This window comes from Colwellia sp. BRX8-5 (assembly GCF_014077325.1).
GTDB lineage: Bacteria > Pseudomonadota > Gammaproteobacteria > Enterobacterales > Alteromonadaceae > Colwellia_A.
On record NZ_JACGVR010000045.1, the window covers coordinates 13259 to 28173 of the forward strand.

The window sequence follows — 14915 nt, forward strand, 5'->3', positions numbered from 1 at the left end:
TTGAGTTTTTGTTTAGTCGTTGTTTTGTTTTTTATCTTCAGTAAATACGTCAGTTAATACCGGTACTAATAAAAAGCTCGCGATAGCCGATACACATAAGCCTGAAATAATAACAGTGCCTAAAGGCTGCCATAACGCACCACCAAAAATAGTTAAGGGCAACAGTCCACCAATAGTTGTTAGCGTTGTTAATAATATTGGGGTAAAACGGCTTGCGCTAGCCGTTATAATGGCTTCTTTTAAGTTAGCTGACTCTGCAAGGTTTCGATTGGTGGTATCAATTAATATTATGGCATTATTGACCACTATCCCAAACAGACTAATTAAACCAATAAATGCCATCATTGAAAATGATTGTCCGGTTAAATATAAACCTATTACCGAGCCTGCCATAGCAAAGGGAATTGAAGTAAAAATTACGATGGGTTGTAAAAATGACTTAAACTGTAAGACCAGCACCGCGAAAATGCCAATAGCAGTAACAAGCATGATTTGAGTGAGCCCAGAGAAATTTTCTTGACGAGATTCTTCTTCTCCTCCCAAATTATAACTAACACCATTTGGCATTTTATACTCATCTAAGTACGCAATAACGTTAGCCGTAAGCTCACTTACCGTATAATTTTTATCTACATCTGCGGATACTTTTGCCATACGTAATTTTTGATAATGGTAGAATTCAGTGCGACCTTTTTGCAGTTTAGTACTAATAAATTGATTAAGCGGAATAGCTTCACCTAATCGATTAGTAACATTAATATCAGCTAAACCATCAATATCTGGATTTTTACGACGCACAATAATAGGATAATTTTCACCGTTATCATCATTAAATTGTCCTACGGATGTTCCAGAAAGTATCGTCTGTAAAGTAGTATCAAGGGTATTGATATCTATATTGCTTAAGCCTGCTTTTTCATAATTTATATCCAGCAGAAGCTCTGTATTAGCAACACCAATTGGGTTATCAATATTTATGATGCCTTTTGTATTTGCCATCATATTGGCAAGATCATTAGCAACCTGCTCTAAGTCAGACAGTGACTCACCCATTAACCTAACGCTTATGGGTAAGTCAGTAACCGGACCTTGAGTAAACTCACTAACCGTAATTTTAGCTTCCTGCCACTGACCGAACTCTTCACGCAGTTCACTAACAAAACTAGAAACTCTTACCGCGTCATATTCAGCCAATACAACAATAACCTGACCATAAGTTGCCACACCACGTTTAGGAATTTGATTGTAATAAATACGAGGATTGGCACTACCAACATTTAAAGCAACTTTTTCTACTAAATCATTTTTCTCGATGATTTTAGTCATTTTTTGCATGACTTTATCAGTATAAGCTAACGATGAATTAGGTGGTGTTTCAACATCAAGCATGATCATTGGTTTTTCCGCTTTAGGGAAAAGACTCACGCCCACCTTGCCAAATAATGACAACATGCCCACTAAGCATAAAACTGCAATAACAATAACAATCCAGCGTAAATTGATAAACCGACTTAACCATTTTGCATAAGTCTGCTCGGCAAATATATTCACATAATGCTGCAAAGTCTTTATTTTAGAGGTGTTTTTCTCTGTATTGGCTGCAAAAAATCGGCTCGCTAACAGTGGCGTTAACGTTAGTGCAATTAACAAAGAGGCGAGTAACACTAATACCACAGTAACAGGCATTGAACGAACAAAGTCACCGGTACTGCTCGCTAACATAAGCATAGGTAAAAACGCTAACATCGTGGTAACAGTGCCACTGGTTATTGCCCAGCCAACTTTGCTTGTACCAGATGCTGCCGCGTCACTAAGAGGCGTGACTTTTTTCTTTTCGCGATGAATACTCTCGGTAACAACAATGGCATTATCAACTAGCAAACCTAATGCGATGATCAATCCAACAATCGACATTTGTTGTAAACCGAAGCCAATAAAATCTAACCAACCTATTGCCACTAAAAATGACAACGGAATCACCGCGATGACTACTAAAGATTCACGTAACCCTAAGAATATTAGTGACATAATGCCAACTAAGACTAGTCCTTGCCAAAGGTTATCAAAGAAACCATTTACTCTTGATTCAACACTATCCGCTTGTTTAAACAACACATCAACATTCATGTTGTCAGGTAAACTTTCGGTAAAACTTGCTATTTCATTATCGATATTTTCAGTTAACGCAAAAATATTTGTATCGGGTCGTTGTTCAACAGTCAGAAAAATAACCGGCTTATTGTCATAATATGCTAAATAATTAGGCTCTAATCCAGAAAATTCAATTGTCGCAACATCTTTTAAACGCAGTATAAAACTGTCATCAGAGCGAATAACCGTTTCACCTAACTCGGCCAATTGCACAAAATTCCCACTGGCTTTTACATTAAAGCGCCTTGAACTTGCATCAACATAACCTGGGGTAATATTTACCGCACGACCTTGCAAAATTGCATTGATATCGGTAACAGATAAACCGTAATGCTTTAACAAGGCTAAATTAACGTCAATCGCAACAATTTGCTGAGGGTATCCCCAAATATTCGCTTTTCGAACGTCGTTAATCGCTTCTAAACGTTTTTCTAACTGTTTGGCGTAAAACTCCATAACTTTATAATCAATCGGCTCACTCCACAGTGCCAGTTGCATAATAGCGACACCAGAGGGTGTTGCTTTTAAAACAAGTAAGTCATGAACACCTTGAGGTAAACTCGGTTTAACCGATGAAACGGCTTGCTTTACTTTGTTAAAAGCAGCTTCGGAGTCTGTGCCATATAAAAAGGTAATTTCAATACGAGCTCCACCATTTTTGACCTGAGATTCAATTTTTTTGATGTTTTCTATATCAGAAAATTCTTCCTCAAGTGGATTTATCACTAAAGTTTCAATATCTGCGGGTGAGGCACCAGGATAAATCACTTCAATTAAGGTGATGGGCATATCAAATTGCGGGTCTTCTGAACGTGGCATTTGAAAGTATGAAACAATACCAACCAGTACTAATAGCACCACTATCGTTAGGGTAAACTGAGCGTTTTTTATGGCGAGTTTAGGTAGTAGCATAAAATTACTTACCTATTGAAATATGTTGCCAACCACTCGTCACTATTTGTAAGGGTTGGTCATCAACCGAAGCAAAGAGATAAACAAACTGATTATCTAAACGATAAATATCATAAGATTGATACTTAAGGTCTTGCTCATTCCTTACAATAACAACGGCCTGACCATTATTATTAACAGTTACCAATGCTGATATCGGTAAGCGATAAACAAAGTTATCACTGGTAAAGTCGATAGTGATCTCAGCAATTTGCCCAGCAACAATACCATTGTTCAAATTAATATTTGGCAGTAACACTTCTATAATAAACATATTGCCATCGGTATTAGCAATAGCAGGTATTTTGCTTACCTCGCCAATAACACCGCCAAGTGCTTGTATAGAAACATTCACTTTTTGACCTAAACGTACTTGGCTGACTTCGTTGCCTGTTAAGGCAACTTTTACCACCCAATTTTGTTCTAAAGCGGCTATTTTTAGTACACTACTGCCTGGTGATTGTAGTTCACCTAGTTCAGTATAACGATTTAATACCACACCTGAAAATGGTGCAAAAATTTGTGCTTTTTCAAAATGATAAAAGGCAACTTGATAGTTAGCTCTGCTTGTTTCAACACGAGTTAAGGCAAGATCAAGATCTTGTTCTGAGCTTAATTTATTTTCGAGTAGTTTTTGTTGGCGGTTAACTTCACGCTTTGCTTGTAATAATTGCGCATAAGTAGCATTTTTATTTTGCAGTAATTCGCGAGTGTCTAAAGAAGCAATGAGCTGATCTTTTTCAAAGTACTGCCCTTCATCAACGGCTAACTTAGCTAAATACCCACTACTTTTAAATGACAAATTTAACGTTCTTTTAAAATCAAGTTTCCCTGTCCGTTTTATCGTGTCTGCGTAGGGCTCAACAATGATCTGTTCAAAATCGTAACTCTGTGACAATGTAAAAAATGATGCAGAAAGTGTTATTCCAATCATCAAAAACTTAATAAAACTATTCCATGATTTCATATTCAATTCTATAACGCGTTAAATTAACTGATTTTATTATAGCCAATACTTTAGGGTTGTTGCGGAATAAAGTACATCTTTTTCCATTATTTATCCTCAGCTTGACTAAGAACGATAAAATTCCCTGCTGTACAGAAAATAAAGACGACAAAGCTAGACAATTTTCACGATTAATTATAGTATTTGCCGCGCTTAACACAGCAAACCACCCGTAGCTCAGCTGGATAGAGTTCACGCCTCCGAAGCGTGAGGTCACAGGTTCAAGTCCTGTCGGGTGGACCACTTTTTTCCTAAAAACAAAATTCACGTTAAATAAACAGTTTCATTTTTACAGTGACCGCTTATCTATTTTACCACGTCACTCATTAGCTATAGTAAGCTACTACTGCGGCTAAAAACGCTTCAATCTTATCTTTAGGAAGCGCATTGATTCCAGCGGCAGCCGCACGTCCTCCACCTGTAGCAAACTGACTACAAATATCACCAGCACCTTGTTTATTCGCTAATGGCGCTCTTAAAGAAACCGTATAGGTGTTATCTATATTTATTGTAAAAATAGCATGTGCTTTCTTGGGGTTTATATTGGCTAATTCATTACCAAAAACACCACTTATTCTTCTGGCCCATGTTTCATCCGGTAATTCAAATGCAGTCAATAACGCTGTGTCATAAAATGCTTTGGTGTTAACGGCTTTTAAATGGTCTTGGTTATATAGTTTTTGCAAAATATAATAAGGAGAGTCTGCATCTTTAATCGCATCAAAAGGGCTTGAGTAAGCTAACAGTAATTCGTATAACCTTGCCGGATGAAAATGCAAATCGTCAATATGTGAACCATAACCATTGTAGTTAATTAAGGTACCTAACGTTTCTAACTGTTCGTATTCGTTATCGTTTAAACCCGCTAATTTGGCTAACTTAGTCGCTTTAGCAATAAGATTGTCACCAAAAGCGGCACAAATTGCCCAATAATGAAACTTCCCAGCTAAAATCTTATCAACGATTAAAGCCGTACAAGTATTTGCATCTAAATCAATATGCGTTTGTAAATTTACATGTTCCGGAATGTCACCCGCACGGTGATGATCGATATAAGTTACGTTGCCGCCTTCAGCTAATAAGGTATTCAATGCGTCTTTATTTTTTTCCATTGAAATATCTAAAACGCGTATAACACTCTCGTCTCTACTATTGCCTTGGGCATTTGTTATTTCAACGACCTGTTGCAGTAAAGCAATATCACGTTTAACGCCGGTAATTTTGACACTTACTGTCGGATTGGCTAATTGCAACTGCAGCAAAGCGATAATACCGTCGGCATCACCATTAAATACGTCATAATTCACAGATAAATCCTTTATTGTTATTATTTACAATTATCACTTTTCGATAAAGCCATGGGTAAAGACTATGATTTTATAATTTGTTTTTTTATTAAAGCGTCTATCACTAAATCTGCACATTGCTCAATAGACAAATGCGCTGTTTCGATATGTATTTCAGCAGTTTCAGGGGCTTCATAAGCCGAACTTATACCAGTAAAATTAGCGATTTCACCCGCTCTTGCTTTTTTATATAAACCTTTAGGATCACGGCTTTCACAAACATCTAAAGGCGTATCAATAAATACCTCTAAAAATAACGCGTCTTTAAGTAACGCTCTGGCTTGATCTCTGTCTTTTTGAAAAGGGGAAATAAAGGCTGTTGAAACAAGCAGACCTGCGTCTACAAATAACTTAGCCACTTCACCTATCCTGCGTATATTTTCAATACGGTCTTCGTCAGTGAACCCTAAATCGTTATTTAAACCGTGGCGAACATTGTCACCGTCAAGTAAATAACTGTGACAGCCACGTTCCAGTAACTTTTGTTCAACTGCGTTGGCAACGGTAGATTTACCCGAACCACTTAAGCCGGTATACCATAGCAATACCGCTTTATGGCCTTTTAATTGAGACTTTTGTTCAGCAGTTACACTCTGTTGATGCCAAACCACATCTGACGATTTTTCTGTGTTGTTTTTTTCTATATAAGGACTTGCTGGGTTACTTTTTTTCATAATTCACATTTATCATTGAACGCTATTAATAGCTAAAAAGGGAAAAAATATAAAATACTACAAATCGCAGTAGTGCAATATATAACGCTAATTGGCACACCTATTTTTATAAAATCTATCAACTGGTATTGCCCGGCACTAAAGACCATTAAATTGGTTTGATACCCATATGGGCTAATAAAACTAGCACTGGCACCAAAGGCTACTGCCATAATAAAGGGAGTAATATTTACGCCATAGTTCAACGCAATACTATAAGCTATTGGGAATATTAGCGCGGCTGCGGCATTATTAGTGACCAACTCGGTTAATAATACCGTTAATAAAAATATAATAATCAAGGCGACGGTCGGCGTAATACTACCCGACAAAGAAGTAATCGTTTCAAGAGACGTTAGTAATCCACTATTTATTAACGCACTGGCAAGCATTAGCGCAGTAGAAATAATCAGCCAAATTTGTATTGGAAAACGTCTAATGACTTCATCTTTAGACAAGCAATTCGATAATAAGAAAAAAGAAAATAGCACTAACATTCCTTTGAATAAAGAAATAATTCCTAGTGCACTTAATGCTACGGTTAAGAAAAAACTTATAATAACAAAAGGTTCTTTTTTACCGGTAAGTTTTGATTCTGGCTCAACGCCATTGACGACAATAAAGTTTTTATCAACATTATTTCTGGCTTTAAAATCTTGGCCCGTTGCTAACACTAAGTAATCACCCGGACGAATGCTAACATCGCCAAGCTTACCTGTAACAGCTTGCCCGTCTCTTTTCATTGCTACCACAGCAGCATCAAACTTAGCTCTAAAGCCAACGCCTTTTAATGTTTTATTAATGAGTACACTTTCAGAACGAACAAAGACTTCCGTTAAGTTGTCATCAGACAAGCCTTGTTTGTGTGCAAAAACAGTTAAACCATCAAACTGCTTAAGTTGGTTTACTTTAGTAACGTCACCATTAAAAATAAGCTTATCGTTGGCACTAATAACTTGGTCGGGAGAAACAGGCGTAATCGTTTGCCCTGCACGAATTATTTCAATTAAAAATAAAGAGTCTAAATGCCTTAAAGCGTTTTCTTCTACGGTTTTGCCAATCAATGCCGAGTTAAGTTCTACTTTAGCATCTAATAAATATGAACTTTCTAGCGTTGAATTAATATCTGTCTCGGGGAGATATTTAGATAAAAACCACAGCGCACAGCCACAAGTAATGACGATAAAAATACCTACCGGGAAAAAATCAAAAAATCCTAAGGCAGGTAGATCAGCATTTAAGACTAAACTGTTAACAATTAAGTTAGTAGACGTGCCAATTAAGGTTAGCGTACCGCCAAAAATAGCCGCATAAGACAAAGGTAATAATAATCGACTGGCAGAATGATAAGGGTTGTTTCGAATCGGCGCCAGCATGGTAGAGACAACGGCGGTATTATTTAACAAGGCTGAAGAAACAACCGTTAAACTAAAAAGCCTGATCCATGTTTTGCCATAACTTGAGAATAAAACTTTGCTGGCGAGTATACGCAATAAGCGAGTTTTTTCTAACGCTAGAGAACACAGTATTAACAAAATAAGCGTTATTAAGCCTTTATTAGACATACTGGCTAACACAGCTTCATTTGAAACTTGTCCACTAATAATAAGTGCAATAAAAGTAAAGCCAAAAACCTTTCCAGGCTGCTTCTGAAACTTTAATAAACCTATAATTGTACTAATAAAGATTAATAGTACGAACGCTGCATCTATATTCAAATATATAAACCCTGTTAACTTTTAACAGCTAATCTTAAGAAAAAATTAGAGACAAATAATAACTAAGAGCAAAGCGGCGTAGTAAAAAACTGAGATATTGCTAACTGTTTTTTACACGAGCCTCATTGCCCTTAGTTTACATCTTTTAGCCTCGTTACTTTTTAGCTAAACTTTTAGCTCCCCAATGAGGAAAGTGCTTACAAACAAACGCATTAAGTTCAAGTTCGTAATCACTGTACTTTTTAGGCTGTCCTTTTTCCAATTGCGTCAGTTGTGAAGCTATCATGCCCGCGCCAACCGTTGCATTGGTTAAACGGTCAATAATAATAAAAGCACCTGTTTGACGGTTCTCTTGATAAGCATCAAACTGCACAGGTTCGTTTAACGTAAAGTTACAGCGCCCTATTTCATTCAAGGCTAAATGCTGTACGTCTTGCTTTTCCATGGTATTAACATTAACGCTATATTCTATTTTATCAACAGAGCCAAACGTAGCATGAGTGCCCACTTTAATAATGTATTCACGGTCTATTTGTAGTGCCGCTTCATCCATCCATACAACATCTGCACTAAACGTATTAGAAGAAGCGGGTTGCTCATGCGGTCGCACGATCATATCACCACGACTAACATCTATCTCATCTTCAAGCGTCAGCGTTACAGCCATATCGGCATAAGCCGTTTCAAGTTCACCATCAAAAGTGACTATCGACTTAATTTTACTTTGCTTACCTGAAGGTAGTGCAACAATAGTATCACCAACACGAATTTCACCTGAAGCGATCGTACCGGCAAATCCTCTAAAGTCTAAATTAGGACGGTTAACGTATTGAACAGGAAAACGAAAAGCACTATTTTTTTCACCGCTAATTTGCACGGTATTCAATAATTTAAGCAAAGGTGAACCCGGATACCAAGGCATATGCTCGCTTTCATTGACTACGTTATCACCGCGTAAAGCTGAAATAGGCACAAAACGAACATCTTCAATATTTAATGATTTAGCAAATTCACGGTAATCACTTTTAATTTTTTGGTATGTCTTTTGGTCATAATCTACTGCATCCATTTTATTAATAGCAATAACCACATGCTTAATACCTAATAATGAACAGATATATGAATGACGTCGTGTTTGTACTTGCACGCCGTGACGCGCATCAATTAATATAATGGCTAAGTCACATGTAGAAGCACCCGTTGCCATGTTACGTGTGTACTGCTCATGGCCTGGAGTATCGGCAATAATGAATTTACGTTGCTCTGTAGCAAAGTAACGATACGCAACATCTATCGTAATACCCTGTTCGCGTTCAGACTGTAAACCGTCAACGAGTAACGCTAAATCAAAATCACCATCTGTGGTATTAAACTTTTTAGAATCTTTTTCAATAGCAGCCATCTGATCTTCAAAAATCATTTTGCTATCAAAAAGTAAGCGGCCTATTAATGTCGACTTTCCGTCATCTACACTGCCACAGGTGATAAAACGCAGCATATCTTTGTTTTCATGCTGCTTTAAGTAGCCTTCAATATCTGTTGCCAATAATGTTTGTTCAGTGTTCATTAAAAGTACCCTTCCATTTTTTTCTTTTCCATTGAACCAGCTGAATCATTATCAATGACTCGGCCTTGTCGCTCAGAAGTGGTTGTTAAAAGCATTTCTTGAATGATTTCAGGCAATGTTGTTGCAGTCGATTCAATAGCGCCAGTAAGTGGATAACAACCTAGTGTTCTAAAACGTACTGATTTCATTTCAGGCACTTCGCCCTCATTTAGAGGCATGCGTTCATCATCCACCATGATTAACGAGCCATCACGTTTAACAACAGGTCTTTTGGCTGCAAAATAAAGTGGAACCATTTCAATATCTTCTTGATAAATATACTGCCAAATATCAAGCTCGGTCCAATTAGACAATGGGAATACACGAATACTTTCGCCTTGATCAACTTTAGAGTTATAAATATTCCAAAGCTCTGGACGTTGGTTTTTAGGATCCCAACGATGATTTTTATCACGAAATGAATAAACACGTTCTTTAGCACGAGACTTTTCTTCATCACGGCGAGCACCACCAAAAGCGGCGTCAAAACCATGCATGTCTAATGCTTGCTTTAAACCTTGTGTTTTCATGATGTCGGTATGTTTTGCACTACCATGAGTAAACGGACCTACACCCATAGCAAGCCCTTCAGGGTTTTTATGGACAATTAAATCGAAGTCATACTTTTCTGCTAGATTATTACGAAATTCAATCATTTCTTTGAATTTCCAATCAGTATCAACGTGCATTAATGGGAAGGGAATTTTACCCGGATAAAAAGCTTTACGTGCTAAATGCAAAAGAACAGAAGAATCTTTCCCTATTGAATACAACATAACAGGATTATCAAATTCAGCAGCAACTTCACGCATTATTTGAATTGATTCAGCTTCCAGTGCTTTTAAATGTGTTAATTTATTCTTATTCATATATGCCCTATTTTACATTTTTGATGTCAAAATCTTACAAAAAATTATATCAAACCAAAATCAAATAGCGAAATAACTAAATAACTTAGGTTATAACTAGCTTGCAATAATCTAACTATAGATAAACTAAAGCTAACTTAGACAATTAAATTAAAACGACTTAAATAAGAGTAAAAGCACGACTATTACAAACGCTATGCTGGTATTATTAAAGATGGCTATCATGCAATGATTATGGCGGTGGCGGGGTTGTTCTGCAATTAAATATTTAGCTGATTATTCCGATCTATCCTTCTATATTTAGCATTATTATTGAACATTTTTGGCAAAAAAAAACCGATAGACAAATCTATCGGTTTTTACTCAGATAATAGTTACTGGGATTAGTTACCGCCAGTACCACCTGTACCGCCAGTACCACCTGTACCGCCAGTAATGTCGTCATCTAGATCAACAGAAGCTGCGATATCATCAGGATTGATTACGTCAGGAATATTTACAATACCGACAGCATTACCTGTATCGCCTGCAATAACTGATGCTAAATCTTTAATTGCTTGCGAAACTTTAGCTTGAACAGCATTAATTCTTGCCATTGCCGCTACTGAGTCAGCATCTAATGCTGCACCAGGGTTATTAATAATCGCTTTAGTAACTAGTTTAACAGCAGCGATATAAGTTTTAATTGCATCAGCAAGAGTTTCATCAGTGCCTGGCTCTAAACCTGAAAGTGAACCGTTAATAAGCGTTAACGTTGCTGCTATCATATCGTCTGTTGATACATTTGCAGATACAGAAGCATCAACAATTACAACGTCAAAAATGTTAGTTTCAGATAAATCTAAACCTAGAGTAGCACCAATCACTCGAGAAGCATCTACTTGAAACGCTTCAAAAACTTCTGGGTCAGAAAGGTCGATATCTGCATCGTCTTCAATTACAGCTAAAATAGTTTCAGTTGCAAGTGTTGTTAATGCGTTAACTTCAGCAGAGATTGTACCGCTACCGTCAGAGTTACTCATTGTTGAAAGTTCTAAGCCCACTAATTGTGAAGCAGGAACAACGCCACCTCTAACTACGTCACCACAAGCTGGAGCATCACAAATCATTGTAGTATCTTCGTCAGCACTTACGCGTACGAAAAAAGTACCTGTGATTGCTTCACCAGAAGCATCAGTTAATGAAAGTGTGTAATCACCATTTTCATCTGTTTGAGTGTTAGCTAGAGCAGTTTCTACATCTGAGCTATCAAAAACTTCAACTAAAGCGTTAGCTAATACACCTTTGATACCAGAACCTGATACATCTAATGTAGAAGGCGTTGGTGGAACCGGTGGCGCTTGGTTTGGCGCAAGAACAGTACCATCATCTTGGTAACATGCCGATAAAGTCAAAGAAATTGCCGCAGCAACTGTTGTAAGCATAATTTTATTCATTGTTAATCCCTGATTTGAAAGTAAAAAACCTAACATTCCTTGTTATATAGATAAACAACAGAATGATCTTTGTAGTAAATATTAGCATCGACATCACGCCTGATCAACAAAAAGAATAACAATAAAATAAATATTTAACGGCTGATTTGCATTATTAAAATCTTAAGCCTTTATTGCATTTTTATTACGGTACCGGATGTTCAATAACTTAAATAAATCACCGTGATACAAAAGTAACTTCACGATATAAGTTGATATAAACTACTAAATAGTCAGTAACTAAATTCAATAGAGCTACTTTATAAATAGTAGCTATTACTGAGTAAATTACTGAGGATAATAAAGATAGTACAGATTAAAATAATAATGTTATTTTTTCTGTTAACAAGCCTAATTGGTCAAAAAGTACAAACTGCTGGTGTGCCTTAGCCATTAATTTTTGCGCTTGCTTGTGTTGATAGCCGGCCTCGAAGTACCACAAGCCATTAATGAGATAACAACAAGCGAGATATTCACACACTTTTTCTTTATCAATCGTCGCATTAGTAAATTGCAGATAGTCTTGTATTAAAGCATCTATATCGTTAACACTGAATTCGTTAATCGCGATAAACATAGCGAGATCATATTCGGCTTCAGCTAAACAACTGCATTCGAAATCGACTAACCAAGTATGCTTTTGCGGATTTTCATTATTAAACAGTGCGCTTACACGAATGTTTTCATAATTAACATCACCATGACAAAGTACTAAGTGATTATGCTTGGCTTGTGGAGGTGTTATTTCGCGGATTATTTTCTGTAGCGCGATATGCTGAGACTGCGAGAGTTTACTATTGGAGGCTTGGTGGTAAAGCAGCTCTTCAATGGCTAACACCGGATGATTTTCTGGCGGTGTTAGCTGATGAGTTTTTACCATTAAGTACATCGCCACCGTAACTTTGTTATTAGCTACACTGAAAGTTTGTTGCTTATAAAAACAGGTTAATGAATCACCGGTAATAAATTCGGTAACAAGCCATGATGCTGAATGATAAATGATAGCCGGTGCTACACCGATTTCTGCTACTAATAAGTGACTGGCAATCTCGGCTTGTGCTGTTTGTTGATGGCCCGCGAAAGACTTTACAAAAAAATGTTGCTTAGTAGTGTTTTTGTTAACCGTCACTTTAAAACATTGATGACTTTCACCCCCTGTTAATCGCTCAATTTTACAATCGCGATGAATAAAACAAGGTAAGGCTTTGATCTCTTCACAGCTGCTATTACTTTTTTGATTGATTAAAGCCACCACTCAACTACTCAGTCGCCGAGGCTACATTGCCTGATGCTTGTTGATGACTCTTTTGATATTTGCTATACCAAATTGCATAACCGACCATAGCCATGACTACATATAAGCCAAATAACACAGCGGTAGGTTGCAAGCCTTTTTCTAAATAGAGATAAATGGAAACAAAATCGATGACTATCCAGTACAACCAATTCTCTAAGACCTTTTTAGTGACTAAATAGGTCGCAAACACCGCAAATACCGTAGTTGCAGAATCTAAATAAGGGAAGTGTGTTGGCGTGTAATTGTCCATTAGCCAGCCAACAGCCAAAGAGCAAGCAGTTAGTAAGACCACTATTTTGATATGAAGGAATAGCGGCCAGCTTTGGATGGCCAATACCGTGCTTGTATGACTATTATTTGTTACGTTATTTTGCGACGAAGAAACCTGACGCCAGCAATACCAGCCAAAGATGGCCATCGCTAAATAATAAACCTGCAATAAGGCGTCCATCCATAAATAAACATCATAAAAAATAACGCTATAAATAATGGTACTCACGAGCGCTGCTGGCCAACACCAAATATTTTCTTTTGCCGCTAACACCACATAAAATAATGCTGAAATTACCGCTAATAATTCCCAGAGAGGCAAATGCGTAAAATAATTAACTGTTGCTAATAAAGATTCAACCATTAGCTTTCAGCTTCGACTTCTGAGCGATCACCACCAATAAACTTACACACAAAAACAGCAGCATTTAAGGTTTGATGGACATGTTTTATTTCTGCCATAACATGATGGGTAGCTAAGTCGTAGTCTCCAAATACTTGTGTACTCATGCCATTAGTCACTACATTTAAGCCCGCTACATTTCGAAGGCGCTTAATGAATGCCCAAATTTCAGTTTTAAACTTTTCTTCTGCTAGAGGATACAAACTAATTTCTATAGATATTTTCATATTATTTCCTAATGGTATGCCACTTTTCCAGTGAACAAAAAAACCCGTAATCCTGAACACCCCCCGTCATCCTGAACTTGTTTCAGGATCTCATTACTTTAAGCCACGAATACAGATACTGAAATAAATTCAGCATGACGACGTGTTACTTCAACATAACGCCAAGGCGCTTTTAATAACTGCTCTGCCAAGCTAAAAATCCCGTCATCCTGAACTTGTTTCAGGATCTCATTACTCTAAGCCACGAATACAGATACTGAAATAAATTCAGCATGACGACGTGTTACTTCAACATGACGGCATGTTACTTCAACATAACGTCAAGGCGCTTTTAATAACGACTCTGCCAAGCTAAAAATCCCGTCATCCTGAACTTGTTTCAGGATCTCATTACTTTAAGTCACTAATACAGATACTGAAATAAATTCAGCATGACGACATGTTAGTTCAACATGACGGCATGTTACTTCAACATAACGGCAAGGCGGTTTTTAACAACTGCTCTGCCAAGCTAAAAAAACGTCATCCTAAACACCCCCCGTCATCCTGAACTTGTTTCAGGACCTCATTACTTTAAGCCACGAATACAGATACTGAAATAAATTCAGCATGACGACGTGTTAGTTCAGTATTACGGCATGCTACTTCAGCATGACGACATGTTACTTCAGCATAACGGCGTTTTACTTCAGCATGACGGCATGGCGGCTTTTAACAACGGCTCTGCCAAGCTAAAAAAACGTCATCCTGAACTTGTTTCAGGATCTCATTACTCTAAGCCACGAATACAGATACTGAAATAAATTCAGCATGACGACGTGTTAGTTCATCATGACGGCATGTTAGTTCAACATAACGGCATGTTAGTTCAACATAACGGCAT

The 14915-nt window shown here is 37.3% G+C and carries 11 protein-coding genes and 1 tRNA gene; 1 reads left to right on the forward strand and 11 read right to left on the reverse strand.

Annotation, left to right across the window (positions count from 1 at the left end; all coding sequences use genetic code 11):
- Positions 1-12: 12 nt before the first annotated feature.
- Both H4J62_RS18750 and H4J62_RS18755 read right to left on the reverse strand, forming a co-directional pair.
- Complete coding sequence (locus H4J62_RS18750) at positions 13-3063, reverse strand: efflux RND transporter permease subunit (RefSeq protein WP_182217912.1); 3051 nt, start codon at positions 3061-3063, stop codon at positions 13-15.
- Positions 3064-3067: 4 nt separating this feature from the next.
- Complete coding sequence (locus H4J62_RS18755; protein ID WP_182217914.1) at positions 3068-4069, reverse strand: efflux RND transporter periplasmic adaptor subunit; 1002 nt, start codon at positions 4067-4069, stop codon at positions 3068-3070.
- A gap of 205 nt (positions 4070-4274) precedes the next feature.
- Between H4J62_RS18755 and H4J62_RS18760 the strand changes: the two genes are divergently transcribed.
- Positions 4275-4351 (forward strand) — tRNA-Arg (locus H4J62_RS18760).
- Between the two features lie 83 nt (positions 4352-4434).
- On the opposite strand, the gene H4J62_RS18765 is transcribed toward H4J62_RS18760, so the two are convergent.
- The 9 genes from H4J62_RS18765 to H4J62_RS18805 all read right to left on the reverse strand — a co-directional run bounded on the left by H4J62_RS18765 (position 4435) and on the right by H4J62_RS18805 (position 14032).
- Entirely contained in the window at positions 4435-5415 is a 981-nt protein-coding gene (locus H4J62_RS18765) for a DHHA1 domain-containing protein (RefSeq protein ID WP_182217916.1), read from the reverse strand.
- A gap of 62 nt (positions 5416-5477) precedes the next feature.
- Positions 5478-6128: an adenylyl-sulfate kinase gene (gene cysC, locus H4J62_RS18770; RefSeq protein WP_182217917.1), complete on the reverse strand. Its 651-nt coding sequence runs from the start codon at positions 6126-6128 to the stop codon at positions 5478-5480.
- Positions 6129-6160: 32 nt separating this feature from the next.
- Entirely contained in the window at positions 6161-7885 is a 1725-nt protein-coding gene (locus H4J62_RS18775; protein WP_182217919.1) for an SLC13 family permease, read from the reverse strand.
- Positions 7886-8039: 154 nt separating this feature from the next.
- Complete coding sequence (gene cysN / locus H4J62_RS18780) at positions 8040-9452, reverse strand: sulfate adenylyltransferase subunit CysN (protein WP_182217921.1); 1413 nt, start codon at positions 9450-9452, stop codon at positions 8040-8042.
- Complete coding sequence (gene cysD / locus H4J62_RS18785; RefSeq protein WP_070375155.1) at positions 9452-10360, reverse strand: sulfate adenylyltransferase subunit CysD; 909 nt, start codon at positions 10358-10360, stop codon at positions 9452-9454. The genes cysN and cysD overlap by 1 nt, the downstream gene beginning before the upstream one ends.
- A 383-nt stretch (positions 10361-10743) precedes the next feature.
- On the reverse strand, positions 10744-11796 hold the full coding sequence (locus tag H4J62_RS18790) for a hypothetical protein (protein WP_182217923.1): 1053 nt from the start codon (positions 11794-11796) through the stop codon (positions 10744-10746).
- 355 nt (positions 11797-12151) lie between these two features.
- Complete coding sequence (locus tag H4J62_RS18795; RefSeq protein WP_182217924.1) at positions 12152-13087, reverse strand: phosphotransferase; 936 nt, start codon at positions 13085-13087, stop codon at positions 12152-12154.
- A 7-nt stretch (positions 13088-13094) separates the two neighbouring features.
- Positions 13095-13766 carry a nicotinamide riboside transporter PnuC gene (pnuC, locus tag H4J62_RS18800; RefSeq protein WP_182217926.1) on the reverse strand — a complete coding sequence of 224 codons (672 nt, stop codon included), beginning with the start codon at positions 13764-13766 and terminating at the stop codon, positions 13095-13097.
- Complete coding sequence (locus tag H4J62_RS18805) at positions 13766-14032, reverse strand: hypothetical protein (protein ID WP_070375159.1); 267 nt, start codon at positions 14030-14032, stop codon at positions 13766-13768. The genes pnuC and H4J62_RS18805 overlap by 1 nt, the downstream gene beginning before the upstream one ends.
- Positions 14033-14915: the final 883 nt, after the last annotated feature.

Coding starts and splice junctions, on each gene's coding strand:
- H4J62_RS18790 (WP_182217923.1), bottom strand. CDS start 11,796: ATGAATAAAATTATGCTTACAACAGTTGCTGCGGCAATTTCTTTGACT.
- H4J62_RS18805 (WP_070375159.1), bottom strand. CDS start 14,032: ATGAAAATATCTATAGAAATTAGTTTGTATCCTCTAGCAGAAGAAAAG.
- cysC (WP_182217917.1), bottom strand. CDS start 6,128: ATGAAAAAAAGTAACCCAGCAAGTCCTTATATAGAAAAAAACAACACA.
- cysN (WP_182217921.1), bottom strand. CDS start 9,452: ATGAACACTGAACAAACATTATTGGCAACAGATATTGAAGGCTACTTA.
- H4J62_RS18755 (WP_182217914.1), bottom strand. CDS start 4,069: ATGAAATCATGGAATAGTTTTATTAAGTTTTTGATGATTGGAATAACA.
- cysD (WP_070375155.1), bottom strand. CDS start 10,360: ATGAATAAGAATAAATTAACACATTTAAAAGCACTGGAAGCTGAATCA.
- pnuC (WP_182217926.1), bottom strand. CDS start 13,766: ATGGTTGAATCTTTATTAGCAACAGTTAATTATTTTACGCATTTGCCT.
- H4J62_RS18750 (WP_182217912.1), bottom strand. CDS start 3,063: ATGCTACTACCTAAACTCGCCATAAAAAACGCTCAGTTTACCCTAACG.